General features: G+C 67.9%; 16 protein-coding genes. 5 read left to right on the top strand and 11 right to left on the bottom strand.

Annotated elements, in window-relative coordinates:
* Positions 1-6 precede the first annotated feature (6 nt).
* The 4 genes from ACW17W_RS06535 to ACW17W_RS06520 all read right to left on the bottom strand — a co-directional run bounded on the left by ACW17W_RS06535 (position 7) and on the right by ACW17W_RS06520 (position 3,640).
* Positions 7-741 (bottom strand): dienelactone hydrolase family protein, encoded by a 735-nt coding sequence (locus tag ACW17W_RS06535; RefSeq protein ID WP_492079946.1) that lies wholly within the window; start codon positions 739-741, stop codon positions 7-9.
* Positions 738-1,505 (bottom strand): dienelactone hydrolase family protein, encoded by a 768-nt coding sequence (locus ACW17W_RS06530; protein WP_492079945.1) that lies wholly within the window; start codon positions 1,503-1,505, stop codon positions 738-740. The genes ACW17W_RS06535 and ACW17W_RS06530 overlap by 4 nt, the downstream gene beginning before the upstream one ends.
* Positions 1,506-1,509: 4 nt before the next feature.
* Entirely contained in the window at positions 1,510-2,928 is a 1,419-nt protein-coding gene (locus ACW17W_RS06525; protein ID WP_492079944.1) for a pyridoxal-phosphate dependent enzyme, read from the bottom strand.
* A gap of 109 nt (positions 2,929-3,037) precedes the next feature.
* Positions 3,038-3,640 (bottom strand): diguanylate cyclase, encoded by a 603-nt coding sequence (locus ACW17W_RS06520; RefSeq protein WP_492079942.1) that lies wholly within the window; start codon positions 3,638-3,640, stop codon positions 3,038-3,040.
* Between the two features lie 134 nt (positions 3,641-3,774).
* On the opposite strand from ACW17W_RS06520, the gene purE reads away from it, so the two are divergent.
* The 4 genes from purE (at position 3,775) to ACW17W_RS06500 (ending at position 6,187) form a co-directional block, all read left to right on the top strand.
* Complete coding sequence (gene purE / locus ACW17W_RS06515; RefSeq protein WP_492079941.1) at positions 3,775-4,266, top strand: 5-(carboxyamino)imidazole ribonucleotide mutase; 492 nt, start codon at positions 3,775-3,777, stop codon at positions 4,264-4,266.
* Between the two features lie 81 nt (positions 4,267-4,347).
* Positions 4,348-5,364 (top strand): 5-(carboxyamino)imidazole ribonucleotide synthase, encoded by a 1,017-nt coding sequence (locus ACW17W_RS06510; RefSeq protein WP_492080277.1) that lies wholly within the window; start codon positions 4,348-4,350, stop codon positions 5,362-5,364.
* Between the two features lie 32 nt (positions 5,365-5,396).
* Positions 5,397-5,690 (top strand): hypothetical protein, encoded by a 294-nt coding sequence (locus ACW17W_RS06505; protein ID WP_492079939.1) that lies wholly within the window; start codon positions 5,397-5,399, stop codon positions 5,688-5,690.
* The gene (locus tag ACW17W_RS06500; protein ID WP_492079938.1) at positions 5,690-6,187 is read left to right on the top strand and encodes a hypothetical protein; all 498 of its coding nucleotides are present in this window, start codon (positions 5,690-5,692) and stop codon (positions 6,185-6,187) included. Before ACW17W_RS06505 ends, ACW17W_RS06500 begins: the two co-directional genes overlap by 1 nt.
* A 1-nt stretch (position 6,188) precedes the next feature.
* Here ACW17W_RS06500 and ACW17W_RS06495 read toward each other — a convergent pair whose 3' ends face one another.
* Positions 6,189-6,857: a COQ9 family protein gene (locus ACW17W_RS06495; protein WP_492079936.1), complete on the bottom strand. Its 669-nt coding sequence runs from the start codon at positions 6,855-6,857 to the stop codon at positions 6,189-6,191.
* A 186-nt stretch (positions 6,858-7,043) separates the two neighbouring features.
* Between ACW17W_RS06495 and rpsU the strand changes: the two genes are divergently transcribed.
* Positions 7,044-7,298, top strand: a complete 255-nt coding sequence (gene rpsU, locus ACW17W_RS06490) for a 30S ribosomal protein S21 (RefSeq protein WP_492080276.1) — start codon at positions 7,044-7,046, stop codon at positions 7,296-7,298.
* Between the two features lie 156 nt (positions 7,299-7,454).
* Here the strand turns inward: rpsU and ACW17W_RS06485 are convergent, their stop codons facing one another.
* The 6 genes from ACW17W_RS06485 to ACW17W_RS06460 all read right to left on the bottom strand — a co-directional run bounded on the left by ACW17W_RS06485 (position 7,455) and on the right by ACW17W_RS06460 (position 15,084).
* Positions 7,455-8,840: an ABC transporter permease gene (locus ACW17W_RS06485; protein ID WP_492079935.1), complete on the bottom strand. Its 1,386-nt coding sequence runs from the start codon at positions 8,838-8,840 to the stop codon at positions 7,455-7,457.
* A complete protein-coding gene (locus tag ACW17W_RS06480) occupies positions 8,837-9,808 on the bottom strand; it encodes an ABC transporter ATP-binding protein (protein ID WP_492079933.1) in 972 nt (323 codons plus the stop codon). Before ACW17W_RS06480 ends, ACW17W_RS06485 begins: the two co-directional genes overlap by 4 nt.
* Positions 9,809-9,868: 60 nt before the next feature.
* Positions 9,869-10,492, bottom strand: a complete 624-nt coding sequence (locus ACW17W_RS06475; protein WP_492079932.1) for a M23 family metallopeptidase — start codon at positions 10,490-10,492, stop codon at positions 9,869-9,871.
* Between the two features lie 191 nt (positions 10,493-10,683).
* Complete coding sequence (locus ACW17W_RS06470; RefSeq protein WP_492079930.1) at positions 10,684-12,495, bottom strand: autotransporter domain-containing protein; 1,812 nt, start codon at positions 12,493-12,495, stop codon at positions 10,684-10,686.
* A gap of 97 nt (positions 12,496-12,592) precedes the next feature.
* Entirely contained in the window at positions 12,593-14,485 is a 1,893-nt protein-coding gene (gene serA, locus ACW17W_RS06465; RefSeq protein ID WP_492079928.1) for a phosphoglycerate dehydrogenase, read from the bottom strand.
* A 53-nt stretch (positions 14,486-14,538) separates the two neighbouring features.
* Positions 14,539-15,084: a hypothetical protein gene (locus tag ACW17W_RS06460; RefSeq protein ID WP_492079927.1), complete on the bottom strand. Its 546-nt coding sequence runs from the start codon at positions 15,082-15,084 to the stop codon at positions 14,539-14,541.
* Positions 15,085-15,291 lie beyond the last annotated feature (207 nt).

Genomic DNA, 15,291 nt, shown 5'->3' with positions numbered 1-15,291 from the left:
GTCCTGTCAATCTGGGCGGAGCGTATCGGCGAGAAAATCGGAAGCCTGCCTATAGACTGCATTCCACTGGGCTGCATTCATCAGATGGCCGGCGCCGCGATTGACGCGCTCCCGAACGGGCACATCGGCCTGGAGCAGGAAATGTTTCCATCGGGACGTGCTGTCGGCTGACACGACGCGATCCCGGTCGTTGCGGATCAGCAGAACGGGGACGCGTCGCCGCGGCGGCCGCGGGATATAGACGTCCCACCCGCCGCAGATCGATATCGCCGCCGCCGCCCGGCTGTCGCCCAGAGCCCCGTCGACCGCGATGTAGGAACCCAGCGAATAGCCGATCACTGCCGTCCTGCCCCGCGCGATGCCCTGGTCGATCAGCCAGTCCACGCCGTCCGAGGCGCATTTCCGCCAGGCGTCCATGACCGGCTCGGGCCTTGTGACATTGTCCTCGGCCGCGTCGAGATAGGTCGGCGCCAGGGCCAGATGGCCGGCCTCGGCGAACCGGCGCGCGAAGGCCAGTTGATCGACCCCCATGCCGCCCGATCCATGCAGGAAGACCACGCCTGCGCCGCTGGCGTCTGCATCGGGGCGAAAAGCGGCAGCGCGGATCGTCTTGCCCCGACTTGCGTAGGTCGCCAGTTCCGTGGTCACTGGCCGGGGCTCGGCCCGACCTGACGTCTGGCCAGGGACCGGCGACGCCAGCAGCGCCCCGACTGCGCCCGTGAGCAAATCGCGGCGCTTCACGGTTCCACCGCAAGGGCGCGGCGCAGAAAGCTGTTCGTCCGTTCGAAGATGGCGCGCCATTCAGCCGGCTCGGGCACGTGATGGTCTACATCCAGCACCTCGGTCTCCACAGGGACCCCGGCGCGCCTCAGCGTTCGCTCCCAGTCTAGGACGCGACCGGCCCTCACCAGCGGGTCGCCGTCAGCGTAGATCAGCAGCGTCCGCGGCCTGTGCCGGATTTCCTCAACCTCGCGCACGCCGCCCGATGCGATGGCGACCACGGCGGCGACCCCGGCCTCCGTCACTGCGACATCGGAGGCCGCGAAGCCTCCGCGTGAAAAGCCGACGGTCGCCACCCGCGCTGGATCGACCCCGGGCTGTCGCGCCAGCCAGGCAAGCCCGTCAACTACCGCCTGCCGATGGCGGGCGGCTTCCCCCCGTCCGCCACGTCCGCCCCGGGCCGCGTCTCCGAACCAGGCGGGATAGGCCACCACATAGCCGCGAGCCGCCAGTCGCACGGCATGTTCGTGCCAGCGTTGCAGTTCCAGTCCCGCCCCGCCTCCACCATGCAGCAGCAGTATCGCCGCCCCCGCCATGGGCAGGCCGGGCATCGGCGGGCTGAACACCACCACGGTGATCGACTGATCGCCGCTGGCATAGGCCCCGACCGCCAGCCCCTCTGCCGGCGGCCGGGCGCTGGCGGCCATGGCCGGCGCGGCGGCGATGGCGCCCACCACGCCGCGGCGCGTCAGACAGGTTGAAAAGGCGGGGTCACGGCGCCCCAACCGGTTACCGGTTCAGGCTCAGGTGGTTGATCAGGTCGACGCGGGCGATCAGGCCGACGAATGTCTCTCCGTCCAGCACGATGGCCACCCGGTCGCGGTCGAACAGGGGGATCAGGGCGTCCAGCGACTCATTCACCTGAACCGTGTCCAGATCCCGCGTCATGGCCGAAGACACCGGCTTGGCGAACCGCTCCTTCCGCGTGATCTCGTCGGTGTTCATGATGTGGACGATGTCGCTCTCGTCCAGAATACCGACCAGGCGACCCTCGCTGATCACCGGCAATTGCGAGACGTCGTTGGACCGCATCCGCTTGAAGGCGCTGTCCAGACTGTCGTCCGGCCCGGCCACCACCACCGCGCCATCCTCGTATTTGCGGCTGATCAGGTCCGACAGATTGCCCGCCATCGGGTGATCCCCCAGACCCTGATCCGCCAGCCAGGCGTCGTTATAGACCTTGGACAGATATTTGGCCCCCGTGTCGCAGACAAAGGTCACGCACCGCTTCGGCTCGGTCTGTTCACGGCACCAGCGCAGGGCCGCGGCAATCAGGGTACCGGATGAGGAACCGGCCAGCACGCCCTCCTTCAGCAACAGGTCGCGCACAGTGGCCACGGCCTCCGCGTCCGGGATCGAATAGGCCCGGTCGATCAGGCTCATGTCGGCCGTATCGGGCACGAAATTCTGACCGATGCCCTCGACGGTATAGCTGCCCTCCGGCGAGGGCACGCCGTCATTGACGATTCCGGCCAGGGTCGAGCCGACCGGGTCGGCCAGGATGATCTCGGCCTTCGATCCCACGCTCTTCAGATATTGGGCCACACCCGTGATCGTGCCGCCCGAGCCGATGCCGGCGACATAGGCGTCCACGGCGTGATCCATCTGTTCCCAGATTTCCGGGCCGGTCGTCTTCACATGGGCGGCGGCATTGGCGTCATTGGCGAACTGGTTGACGTAGTAGCCGCCCGGAATCTGCTGGGCGAGGCGCTCGGCCATGTCGGTGTAGTAGTCGGGATGGCCATGCGGAACATCCGACCGCGTCAGCCTGACGTCGGCGCCCATGGCGCGCAGATGCTGGATCTTCTCCTTCGACATCTTGTCCGGAATGACCAGCAGAATGTTGTAACCCTTCTGCTTTCCGACCAGAGTCAGGGCCAGGCCGGTGTTGCCCGCTGTCGCCTCGACAATGGTGCCGCCCGGCTTCAGCCAGCCCTCGCGCTCGGCGACCTCGATCATCTCCAGGGCGATGCGGTCCTTGATCGATCCGCCGGGATTCTGGCTCTCCAGCTTGAGAAACAGCCGGCAGGGGCCCGTGTCGATGCGCGTCACCTCGATCATCGGCGACTTGCCGATCAGGTCCAGCAGGGACCCGGCGGGCTTGCTCAGGGTGGGACCGTTCTCGATCGGCAGGGCGGCGGTGGACATGCAGGGCTCCGGACGGGATCTTCGGACTGGGTCTTTCGGGGAAGCTGGTCGCCCGACCCCACAAGGTCAAGCGACGCACGATCATGCCTTCAACGCACGGGTTGCGCGCTCAGCGCGCCCGCTTTCGGACCCACATGGCGGCGTCGGCCTCGGCCATCCAGGCCTCGGCGTCGGTATGGCCGTTCCAGGCCCGAACCCCGAACGAACCGGCCAGAGGCCTCACCGCGTCGTTCCAGAGGAACCCGTCCGCCGCCAGGGCCCCGGACAGACGCCGCACCTTGTCCCGGCCTTCCTCGACCCCCGCGTTCAGCATCACGAGGGCGAACTCGTCGCCGCCCAGCCGCCCCACGGAATCGGTTTCGCGCACATTGTCCAGCAACAGCCGGGCCACCGCCACCAGGGCGGCATCGCCGGCCGCATGGCCCAGGCTGTCGTTGACCCCCTTGAAGCCGTCCAGATCCAGATAGACCATCACCGCCGGCGACCCGTAGCGCGCGCACCAGGCCATGGCCCGGTTCACCGCCCCGACGAAGCCGCGCCGGTTCAGGGCCGGGGTCAGGACGTCGTGATCCGCCGCCGCCTCGGCCGCCTCGGCGCGGCTGGCCAGGTCGGCGGCGTCCCGACGCAGGGCCTCGACCTCGGCGCGCAGCCGCTCGACCTCGGCCCGCAGGTCGAGATCGTCCGGGGACGGGGCGGTCGCCGCATCGGGCACGAAAAACTCCGGGAATCGCTTCGGGACCGTTCCCGCCGCATGACGCATGCTAACGCCGTCGGTTGCGGGCGCAACGCGCGTGCTGTAACGGGCCGCTTTCCCGTCACGGGGACCCTTGAATCGGGGGCATGGATATGGCGACGACGAGACCGCCGGTAGCGATCATCATGGGCAGCCGTTCTGACTGGCCGACGATGAAACACGCCGCCGACGCCCTGGACGGTCTGGGTGTGGGCTGGGAGGCGAAGGTCGTGTCGGCCCACCGCACGCCACAGCGCCTGTTCGACTTCGCCACCGGGGCCCGGGCCGCCGGGTTCAAGGTGATCATCGCCGGCGCCGGGGGCGCCGCCCACCTGCCGGGCATGGCCGCCTCCATGACCGATCTGCCGGTGCTGGGCGTTCCGGTCCAGTCCCGGGCGCTCAGCGGCCTCGACTCCCTGCTCTCCATCGTCCAGATGCCCGGCGGCGTTCCCGTCGCCACCCTGGCCATCGGCGAGGCGGGCGCAAAGAACGCCGGCCTGCTGGCGGCCCAGATCCTGGCCCTGTCCGATGAGCCGCTGGCGGCCCGTCTGACGGCCTTCAGGGCCGCCCTGACCGCCTCCGTCGCCGAAACCGTCGAGGACTGAGTGTCCGACCTGCCGCCAGACCGCCTGCCGCTCAAGCCCGGTTCCACCCTCGGCATCCTGGGCGGGGGGCAGCTGGGCCGCATGCTCAGCCAGGCCGCGTCCCGGCTCGGCTTCGACGTGGTCATACTGGACCCCGAGCCCGACAGCCCGGCGGGACGCGTCTCCGCCGTCCGGATCGTCGCCGCCTATGACGATCCCGAGGCCCTGACCCGGCTCGGGCGCCTGTGCGACGTGGTCACCTTCGAGTTCGAGAACGTCCCCGCCGCCTCGATCGAGCGTCTGGCCGAGGCCGGCGCCCTGGTCGCGCCCGGCCCGACCGCGCTTCGCATCGCCCAGGACCGGGTCGATGAAAAAACCTTCCTCAATGCGGTCGGGGCGACGACAGTGGACTTCGCCGTGGTCGATACCCGGTCCGACCTCGCGGACGCAGTGACGGTGATCGGCCTGCCCGCCCTGCTGAAAACCCGGCGTGACGGCTATGACGGCAAGGGTCAGGCCTGGATCCGGTCGGCGGACGAGGCGGCGGCCGCCTTCGTCTCGATCGGCGAACGCCCCGCCATACTCGAGGCCGCCGCCGACTTCACCCGCGAACTGTCCGTCATCGCCGCCCGGGGTCGCGACGGCGCCGTGGCCGTCTATCCGCTGGGTGAAAACCGTCATGCCGGCGGCGTCCTGCGCATGACCCTTGCCCCCGCCGCCGTCGATCCCGCGATCCAGGCCCGCGCCCAGGAGATCGCCGAAGCCATTCTGGACGGCCTCGACTATGTCGGCGTCATCGGCGTCGAGCTGTTCGAGCTGGCCGACGGGACCCTGTTGGTCAACGAAATCGCGCCGCGCGTCCACAACACCGGCCACTGGACCCAGGACGGCTGCGTTTGCGACCAGTTCGAACAGCACGTTCGCGCCGTGGTCGGCTGGCCGCTCGGCCCCACCGCCGCCCACGCCCGGATCGAGATGACCAACCTGCTGGGCGACGAGATCGACGCCTGGCCGACCCTGGCCGGCGAACCCGACGCCCGCCTCCACCTCTACGGCAAGGCCGAGGCCCGCCCCGGCCGCAAGATGGCCCACGTGAACCGGGTGCGGCCGCGTCGGTAGGCTTGAAAGCCGGTTCATGCTAAGCAATCTGAATGGAACAGATCAGCAGTACGCTTGACTTGGATGCCGTCAAATCAATCGTCGAGACTATCCTCGCTGATCGTCTCGGCGCCTGGGGATTCTCTCACGCCGACGTCGAAGAGAAGTTCGACGAAGAAGGGCGCAGCACACTCCATATTCGTTCGGTCTTCGAACCTAACTCCGCATCCTTCACCGGCGAGCAATCTGTCAGGGCAATCCACGATCTGCGAATGGCGCTCCTGCGGCAGGGTGAGGATCGCTTTCCCTATCTCGTACATACTTTTCCGCACGGCCGCGCGGCCTGATGAGCCTGTACGATACCGCAACGCGATTGCTGAGCGGCCAGAACGGTCAAGAGCCCAGCGAAAGCGATCTGCGAAGAGCCGTCAGCACCGCCTACTACGCGCTCTTTCACGATCTGGCAGAGCTTTGCGCCGATCAGGTCGCTGGCGATTCAGAAGACAAGCGAACACGATCCGATTGGCTGAGAATCTATCGCGCCCTTGAGCATGGTCGGATGGAAACCGTCATGAACGAGATCGACCCCGAGAGAAAGGCCAAGGCAAAACGAGGTGTGGCCTCCTATGTGGATCAGCACATCGAGTTCTTCGGCGAAACCTTGGAGCGGCTGAAGACCTTTCGTCACACGGCTGACTACGATCCATCCCCGTTCAAGCTCACGTCAATCGAGGTAGAAGGCCTGATCGACGATGCCTTGGCGGCGACACTCTTGATGGCTCTGGCCACCGCCGAGGCCAAACGCGAATTGGCGTTTGCATGCATCGTCAACAAGCGGCGCTAGGTTAGACCCCGTACCGCATCCGCCCGAGCGCATCGGTGAGCCGCCTCAGCGGCCCCTCGAAATCCTTCCCCGCCTTCCACTTCTCGAAGGTCATGACATTGTCGATCCGCCGGTCGACGAAGGCGTCCGCCGCATCCTTCCCGTCGAACAGCCGCATGGTCAGGGCCGGGATCAATATGCCCGACAGGATCGTCCGTTTCGAATAGTGGTTCCAGTCGGTCGCCGTGTCTCCGGACCAGCGCCACAGCAGATCGGGCGTCTCCCAGGCCAGCGACAGCCCGAGATCGGCATTGGTCGGCAGGGCCAGGAAGCCGGCGCAGCGCTTGGCCGCCTCCGCATCCCCCGCCGCCGCCTCCAGCCGGGCCGAGACCGATCGGGCGATTCGCTCCCGGATCTTCATCGTCCCCGGATCCAGCGCCGACAGCGCCGCCATCGCCTGATCGTCATGCCGCCGCGACAGCAGGGCGGCCAGGTCCCTTGCGCCATTGGGGAACAGCAGCTCGATATCGCCGGGCGACAGGCCAGCGGCGGCGCCCGCCTCGCGCACCAGCCGCCCGTTCCAGCCGAAACGCGGCGCACGCTGGATGGCGGCGTCCAGAACCGCCTGTTCGGTCTGGTCGGCCCAGTCCGGTTCGGGGGTGGCGTTCGACAGGTGTGGCGCATCGGTCATGGCCTTATGATACGCCTGTGGAGCGGGCGTTTCGACCCTTCACATCCGCTTGCGACAACTGGACAGCGCAGGGCCCTTCGTGTATCAGCCCGCCTTCATCCGCAGACCGCGTCTGTCGGACGTCTATTTTATTTGTCTGCCCGTCTCCCTTACAGGACGCGGCGGGCGGCCAAAGGAGAGTTCAACCTGGTACAGATTTTCGTTCGCGATAATAACGTCGATCAAGCGCTCAAAGCCCTGAAGAAGAAGATGCAACGCGAAGGCAGCTTCCGTGAAATGAAGCGCCACGTGCATTACGAAAAGCCTTCGGAAAAGCGCGCCCGTCAAAAGGCTGAAGCTATCCGTCGCGCCCGCAAGCTGGCCCGCAAGCGCATGCAGCGCGAAGGCCTTCTGCCTGCACCCAAGCCCCGCGTCCCGGGCGCCGGTCCCGCCCGCGGCTGATACGGCCCTTCAGGCCACAGAATTTGAAAAGGCCGCCCCACCGGGCGGCCTTTTTGTTTGTCCGATCGCCTTCCCTCTCCCCTTGCGGGAGAGGGCTTGAGCGCACGGCGGCGCAGCCGTCGTTCTTGCGCGAAAGGGTGAGGGGTCAAACCGCCCCTACCGCCCCCCGCCCTTCACCGCCGCCGCAAAGCTCTTCCAGCTCAACTTGACGTCCGACAACGCCCCTGCCCGGAACGCCCGTCCCGCCACCCAGACCATCAGCAGGGCGAAGGCGAACATGGCCAGTATGGCGCCGACGGATTCGATCAACGGCGGATCGCTGGGCATCCGCGCCATCATCAGGAACGGTGTGAACAGCGGGATCCACGACAGGATCTTGACCACCGGCGCGTCCGGCGACTGCAGGGCCATCTGCATGGTGATCATCGGCACCACCAGGATCATCATGATCGGCCCCATCAGCGTCTGGGCGTCGCGCGGCGTCTCGCAGAAGGCGCCGATGGCTGCGAACAGCACGGCGTACATCATGTATCCGCCGACCATGAAGGCCACGAACCAGGCCAGCATGCCGCCCTGCCACATCACCCCGGCCACATTGGCCGCCTGATCCGGCGCGAAACTGGCCAGGGCGCCCATGCCGATCGTTCCCCAGGCCGCCAGCACCGTCAGGGTCAGCAGCGCCACCCCCAGCACCTTGCCCGTCAGGATTTCGGTGGCCGAGGCCGAGGACAGCAGCACCTCGAGGATCTTGTTCGACTTCTCCTCCATCACGCTGTTCAGCAGGATGGAGGCCCCCGTCAGGATCAGCGACCACAGCAGGAACCCCGCCGCCAGCCCCATGATGCCGGGCAGCTTGTCGCGGAAAGACACCTCGCCGGACCCCTGGGATCGCGGCGAGAAGGCCGTCACGTCGGCGCGGAAGGCCTCCGTGCGATCAACGATGGCGGGGTTGATGCCGGCCTCGGCGAAGACGGCCTTGCGATTGATCCCCTTCAGGGCGTCGCGGACGAAGTCCTCGACCGTGTCGTCGGTCGTGCCCTCGGTCCAGACCCGGGCGACGGGCCGGCCGTCCTTGCGGTCCAGCAGGACGACAGCGTCCAGCGCCTGACCCTCCGGCGCCTCATCGCCCAGATAGCGGCGCGCGATCGCATCGCGTGCCTCCGGGGTCGCCGCCGCCGCCAGATCCGCCGGCGTCCCGACGATCCGCATGCGCGGCTTCGACAGGGCCGACAGCGGATTCTGACGGGCTGCCGGCGGCGCGCCGGCGGCTTTCATGGCCTTTTCGGCCTCCTCACGCTGGCGGGCCAGACGCCGGTCGGCATCGGCCTGCAGGGACTGGCGCACGGCGGCGGCCAGGCCCGCAGCGGCGGGGGTCTCCTCGACCAGCACCACGGCGCGCACCGGCTCGGACGACTTGATCATCACCGGAATGGCGCCCCCGATCACCGCGAACAGGGGAAAGGCCAGCAGCGACAGCCAGAAGCCCACGGTCTTGGCATAGGCGGCGTATTCGCGGCGGGCGATCAGAAGGGTGCGGTTCATCGCGCGGTCTCCGCATTCTGGTCGGAAGCCCGCGGCTTCACCGACTGGTCGACGTCCGGCCGGTCGCCGGTCAGGGTGATAAAGGCGTCATGCAGGGTCGGCTCGCGCAGTTCGAAGCGCCGCACATCCAGCCCGCCGAGGAAGGCCGCCTTCAGCGCCGCCTGTCCCCCCGCCCCGGCCGCCAGCCCCACCTTCAGCACCCGAAGGCCGCCGAAATCGCTGACCACCTCCACGCCGTCCACGCCGGGCAGGGCCGCGGCCGCCTCCGGCGCGATCTCGCCTTCCAGTTCCAGGAACCGGCGCGAGGTCGTGCGCGCCTCGTCCACTGTGCCCTCGAACGCCTTGCGCCCCCGCGCCATCAGCACGACCTTGTCGCACAGCCGTTCGGCGTGCTGCATCACATGGGTCGAGAACAGCACCGTCGCGCCGTCCGCCGCCAGCCCCCGGATCATCGCCTCCAGCCCCTGCTGGTTGACAGGGTCCAGACCCGAAAACGGCTCGTCGAGGATCACGAATTCGGGCCGATGGACCACCGAGGCGATCAGCTGGACCTTCTGGGCCATGCCCTTGGACAGGGCCTTCATCTTCTTGTTCTGCGCCTCGCCCAGCCCCTGCTGCTCCAGCAACTCCCGCGCCCGGCGCTTGCCCTCGGCCATTGGCAGGCCCTTCAGGGCGCCGAAGAAGGCGATGGCCTCGACCGGGGTCATCTTCTTGTAGAGGCCGCGTTCCTCAGGAAGGAAGCCTATGCGGTCGCGCACCTGCCGCCCGTCCGTCGCGCCGAGGATTTCGATCCGGCCCGAGGTCGCCGACTGCAGGCCCAGGATCATCCGCAGGGTCGAGGTCTTGCCTGCCCCGTTGGGTCCCAGAAAGCCGCAGATGGCCCCCTTCCCGACCTTGAAACTGAGATCGTTCACGGCCTGAAAGTCGCCGTATCGCTTGCTCACCCCGTCCAGCGTCAAGGCCGACATTCAATCCACTCCCTGCTCAATGTCTTCAGTAGCAGGGAAATCGACGGCGGGGCTAGACGATCAACCCTGGCCGAGCGGCGGCTTGACCCGGATCTGGAAGCTGCGGCCGATCACCCGGACCGGATTGACCTGGGCGCCCGCGCGTCGCACCTCGAAATGCAGGTGGGGGCCTGTCGAATAGCCGGTCGAACCGACCAGGCCGATGCGCGATCCCGCCGCCACGGCGTCCCCGCTCGCCACATCGATACGGCTCAGATGGGCGTAGAAGCTGGTCATGCCGTTGGGGTGGGACAGTTCGACAAAGGCGCCATAGCCCCGGGGGTCGTGGCCGATCCGGAGCACCCGCGCCTCGGCCGTGGCCAGCACCGCCGTGCCCCGCGGCGCGGCGATATCGACGCCCTTGTGAAGACGGACGCCCGGCTCCCCGCCCAGACGGCGCAGGCCATAGGGCGAGTTGATCCCGTGTCCGGGGACGGGTTCGGCGAAGGCCAGGGCGCGGGTCACCGGCCCGGCCGGCTCGGCCACGGCCGTGACCGGAGGCGGAACCGGCAGGACAGGGGCGCGGCCGTCTTCCGGCGTGTCCACCGGGGCGGCGGCCATGGCGATGACCGCCACCGTCAGGAGGGCGGCCGTATGGCCGGATTGAATCAACAGGGACCGCACGTGCGGTAACAGTCGGCGCATGGGGTCGTCGGCTCCGGCGTCGCTTCATCGAGCGGGGAAACCGCCCGACCGCGACCGCATCGAGCGGGATCAGGCGGCGCCGGGCGGGCCTCGGACTTGTGACTCGCCCATGGGGCGACTTTGGGGCGACGGGTGAGGACAGCCTGTCGCAGACCCCTCCGGCGCGCGAGCCGGAGGGGTCTGCGCCCCGTCTATTGCAGCGGCAGCGTCAGGGTGATCCCGCCCATATGGCTGTCGGCATGGTCGCCAAAGCGGCCGCGATAGCCGACGTCGACCTTCAGGGGACCGAAGTCGCCGCTGACGCCGGCCGAGGCCAGGATCTGGCCGCCGAAGGGCTCCTCGACCTCCCGGCCGAGGGCCTTGGCGGTATTGCCCAGAATCGCCGTGTGGACCTCGTCTGAGCTGTCGTCCAGCGCATCGCGATAGCCGCCCTCGGCGAACAGGCCGAACCCGCCGAAGCGGGCCTCGGCGCGCAGGGCGACCTCGGCGGCCATCACGGTGACCTCACGGTCGCTGTACTGATACTGGGCGGCCGCCCCCTGTTCGGCGAACCCGTCGACGCTGCTGGAGACCCAGCTGACGGCGACGCGAGGCGAAAGGGCCAGACCCTCCCCGCCCAGCCACAGGCCGCCTTGCAGACGGGCGCCCTTGCTGACCGCCGTCGTCGTCGCCGTCATCACGATCGGGTCCAGAGCCGACAGCCGGTCCGTATCGATGTTGTCATAGCCGGCGCCCGCCGAGGCGTTGACGAACAGATGGCCCGATCGCCAGCCGCCATAGATGTCGAAGGACAGGGTCTCGAACGCAGCGTCGAACCTGGCGGACTCGACATCCGTCTGGCGATAGCCGCCGGCCAGCCCGACCTTCCAGGTGTTGGACCAGCTGTGTTCGATGCCGACACGTCCGCCCTGGCTGGTGGAGTCGAAGCTGTTGATCGTCCCCCGTGCATCGGTCTCGGTGCTGTCATAGGCGGCGGCGCCGACCAGGGTCGTCCCGTCTTCCCAGGCCTCATGCGACGACAGCCGCTCTCCGCCGAAGTCGAGGTCGACCTCGCGCTGGCGGAAGGTGGTTTCGCCCAGCACCGCCGAGTCCGCGCCGCGGTCGCCGTAGTACAGATAGTCGTTGGCCAGTCTGGCGATGATCCGGTGGCCCAGGGCGGTCGGGTGCACCCCGTCCAGATAGAAATAGCCGCTGGAGTTGGCGCACAGGGTCACGCCGTTGAAACAGGCGTCTGTGACATTGGTGATGCCGAACCGGTCCGGGCTGTTGGCGATCACATCCCCGACCTTGAACAGGTCCATATAGATGATGTTAGCGTTCGGGTTGGCGGCGGCGGTCGCCGTCAGCCCCGTGAACAGGGCCCCATTGAACGTCGTCACGGCGAAATCCGCCAGGGGCGCCGCCGCAGTGTTCCTGAACTGCGGCGTCAGGCTGAGTTTGGGCAGGTTGGTGACCAGCACGGTCCCCGCCCCCGCCGAAGCCACGCTGTTGACCAGGAAGTTGATATCGGTCGCTGCACTGTTGGCGACCGGGGCGATCGCTCCGGTCGGATTGGCGCTGGCGCCAGCGGCCGGCAGGCCCTGGAAGATGTTGTTGGCCCCGCCCAGGATGCTGACGAGATCGCCGGAGCCGAACCGTCCGCCGGCGCCGACATAGGCGGCCAGCTGGTTACGCATCCCCGGAGGCGAGGCCTGGCTGTCGGTGCGGGCGCCGCCGAAGGCGTAGTTGATGCTTCCGGTCACCGGCGAACCGGCGGTGAACTTGCCAAGGTTGAAGCCCAGCAGTTCGACAAAGGTCGGGCCGGTGGAGAACCGGCCCTGCCAGTAGACGGCCGCCGGGGGCTGGGTTCCGGCTGTCACGGCGAACAGGTTGCCGTTGTCGCTCAGGCTGTCGCCGAAGACGACCAGCCGGTTGTAGGTCTGGGCCGGGGCGACGGTTGCGGCCGACATGGCGGCGGCCACGGTCAACGCGGCCAGCGCCGCGGTGCGATGAAATCTGGACATATAACCTCCCATCGGCCGTCAAAACGCGGCCGTTGGCGTCAGTTTGCGCCCGTTTCATCCGGAAGCAAGACGCCGTAGGGGAAGCCTGGAACGAAATTTAGTGCAGTAGACGGAACTTCAGCGTGCCCGACAGGGTCTTGAGCGCCATCAGGGCCTCGGGATCATAGTCGCGGTCCACGTCGGTGATGACATAGCCGACCGCCTCGTCCGTCTTCAGATACTGGCCCAGGATGTTCAGCCCGGCGGCGGCCAGTTCGCGGTTCAGCTCGAACATCACCCCGGGCTGGTTCCTGTGGATGTGCAGGATGCGGTGGCCGCCCGAGACCTCCGGCAGTTGCACATTCGGCAGGTTGACGCAGAAGGTGGTGTCGCCCCGGTTCATGAAGTTCAGCAGCCGCTCGGCCGCGAACTCGCCGATCGCCTCCTGGGCCTCTTCGGTCGATCCGCCGATATGCGGCGTCAGGATCACGTTCTTCAGGCCGCGCAGGGGGCTGTCGAACGGATCGGCATTGGTGCGCGGCTCCTCAGGGAAAACATCCAGGGCGGCGCCGCCGACCCGGCCTGAGCCGATCGCCTGGGCCAGGGCGCCGATGTCGACCACATGACCGCGAGACAGGTTCAGGAACAGGGCCCCTGGCTTCAGCTTCTGGAACTGGGCCGCCCCGATCAGATTGGCGTTCTCGCGCCGTCCGTCGACATGCAGGCTGACCACATCGCTCTCGGCCAGCAGCAGGTCCAGCGACCGCACCCTTCGCGCATTGCCCAGCGCCAGTCGCTCGGACAGGTCGTGGAACAGGACGCGCATCCCCAGCGCCTCGGCGATCACCGACAGCTGTGAGCCGATGGCGCCATAGCCGACGATGCCCAGGGTTTTGCCGCGCAGCTCGCGCGAACCGTCGGCCGACTTGTTCCATCTGCCCTCATGCATGGCCGCCGACTTGTCGGCCACGTCGCGCATCAGGGTGATGGTCAGGCCGATGGCCAGTTCCACCACCGAACGGGTGTTGGAATAGGGGGCGTTGAACACCGCCACGCCCCGGGCGGCGGCCGCCTCCAGATCGATCTGGTTGGTGCCGATGCAGAAGGCGCCGATGGCCAGCAGCCGGTCGGCCGCCTCCAGCACGCGCGGTGTGACATTGGTCTTGGAACGGATGCCCAGCACGTGCACGCCCCTGATCCGCTCGATCAGCTCGTCCTCGTCCAGGGCGCCCTTCATCGTCTCGACCGAATAGCCTTCGTCGGTCAGCCGTTCGACCGCCGCCGGATGGATGTTCTCCAGCAACAGCATTCGGATCCGGCTGCGCGGATAGGACCAGCGACCGGCCAGACCCTCGGCGAACAGCAGTTCGTCGATCGAGGCGGCCTCGGCGTCGGCGACCCCGACCACCCGCTCGCGGCGCACGATCTCGGTAAAGGCATAGAACCGGTCGGCCGCGCCGTCCAGCTTGACCTCGGCGTCGGTCCATCCATCGCCGACCATGACGACCGGCCCGTCCAGACCCAGGGCCCGGATGACCGTGGGCTTGCCGTCGGCCTGCGACAGGGGATTGGCGTCGTCCACGCCCGTCACCCGGCCGTCGGCGTCATAGATCAGGTCGTTGCACAGCACGTGCTCCGGCGCCACGCCCAGCCGTTCGGCGACCGGCGCAATGATCTCGCGAAAGCCGCCCGACAGGATCCGGATGCAACCGGCGTTTTCCTGGAAGAACCGGAGGTTCCGACGCACCGAGGGCGTACCCTCGTCCAGAATACGCGCCGCAAGGGCGTCGACATGGCTCCGGGTCAACGGCAGCAGGCCGAGGCGGCGCCTCAGCGCCTCCCCGAACGGCAGGGCCCCGGCCATGGCCTGATCCGTCAGATCGGCGACCTTTTCGCGGATCGCCGCAGCATCGGGATGACCCTCCAGCGCCAGATCTGCGAGCGCCTCCAGCGTCTCGACGCGGACGAGGGTCGAATCAAAATCGAAGATCAGGGTCGGGCGCGCGCTCATGCGCGGTTCTTTCGCCGAACTCGCCCTTCGCCGCAACGTTTATGCGCGAAACCTCAAAATTTGCCGAGGCGGCGCACTCGGCTGTCCGGTCGACGGCTTTCCAGCGCCGCCGCGCCGATCACGGCGGCGATGGTGGCGATAGCCAGCAGGGCGCCGCCCTCGCGCGCATGATCCTTCGCGTACTGGCCGGCCTCTCCGGCGTAGCGACGGGCGTTGCGGCCCGTGTCCTCGGCATAGCCGCGCGCGGTGCGCGCATAGCGTTTCCGGCTGGACGGCGACAATGCCTTCTGGCCGCGACGAAGCAGCTTGCGCGCCCCGTGGCGGGTGTCGTCGGTGAACTCGCCGGCCCTGTGGGTGAGATCTTCCGCGCCTTCGGTCAGGCCACGCGAAATGTCCTCGAACCGGTGACGCAGGGCCTCGGCGTCGACCCAGCCGCGCGGGTCCAGACGCTCGCGGATCCATTCATAGCGACGCGGACCCGTCCGCTGCGTCAGCAGGACCGTGGCGATTGCAGCCCCGGCCACCAGGGCCAGGGTTCCGGCGGTGATGCCGGGATGTTTGCGCGCCTCGGCGACGACGTCATCGAAATCACGGATCATGGGAACACCTTCGGTTTTTCGCCGCTGCACACGCATCGTGGGGCGCTTCGGTAGAGAAAGCGAACTGCGGCGGGATCGGTTCCGCCAAGCTTCGCCTGCGCGGGGATTTCAGGCCGCCATTCCGTCGCCGCGCCCGCCCCTTACCATCGGGCCACAGGGCGCCTATCTTGACGCGTTCGCCACACCCGCCATTCCGGACCCCGCCGT

It is taken from the genome of Brevundimonas sp. FV1ye29L, from assembly GCF_058681095.1.
This window is presented reverse-complemented; position numbering and strand designations above follow the sequence as displayed.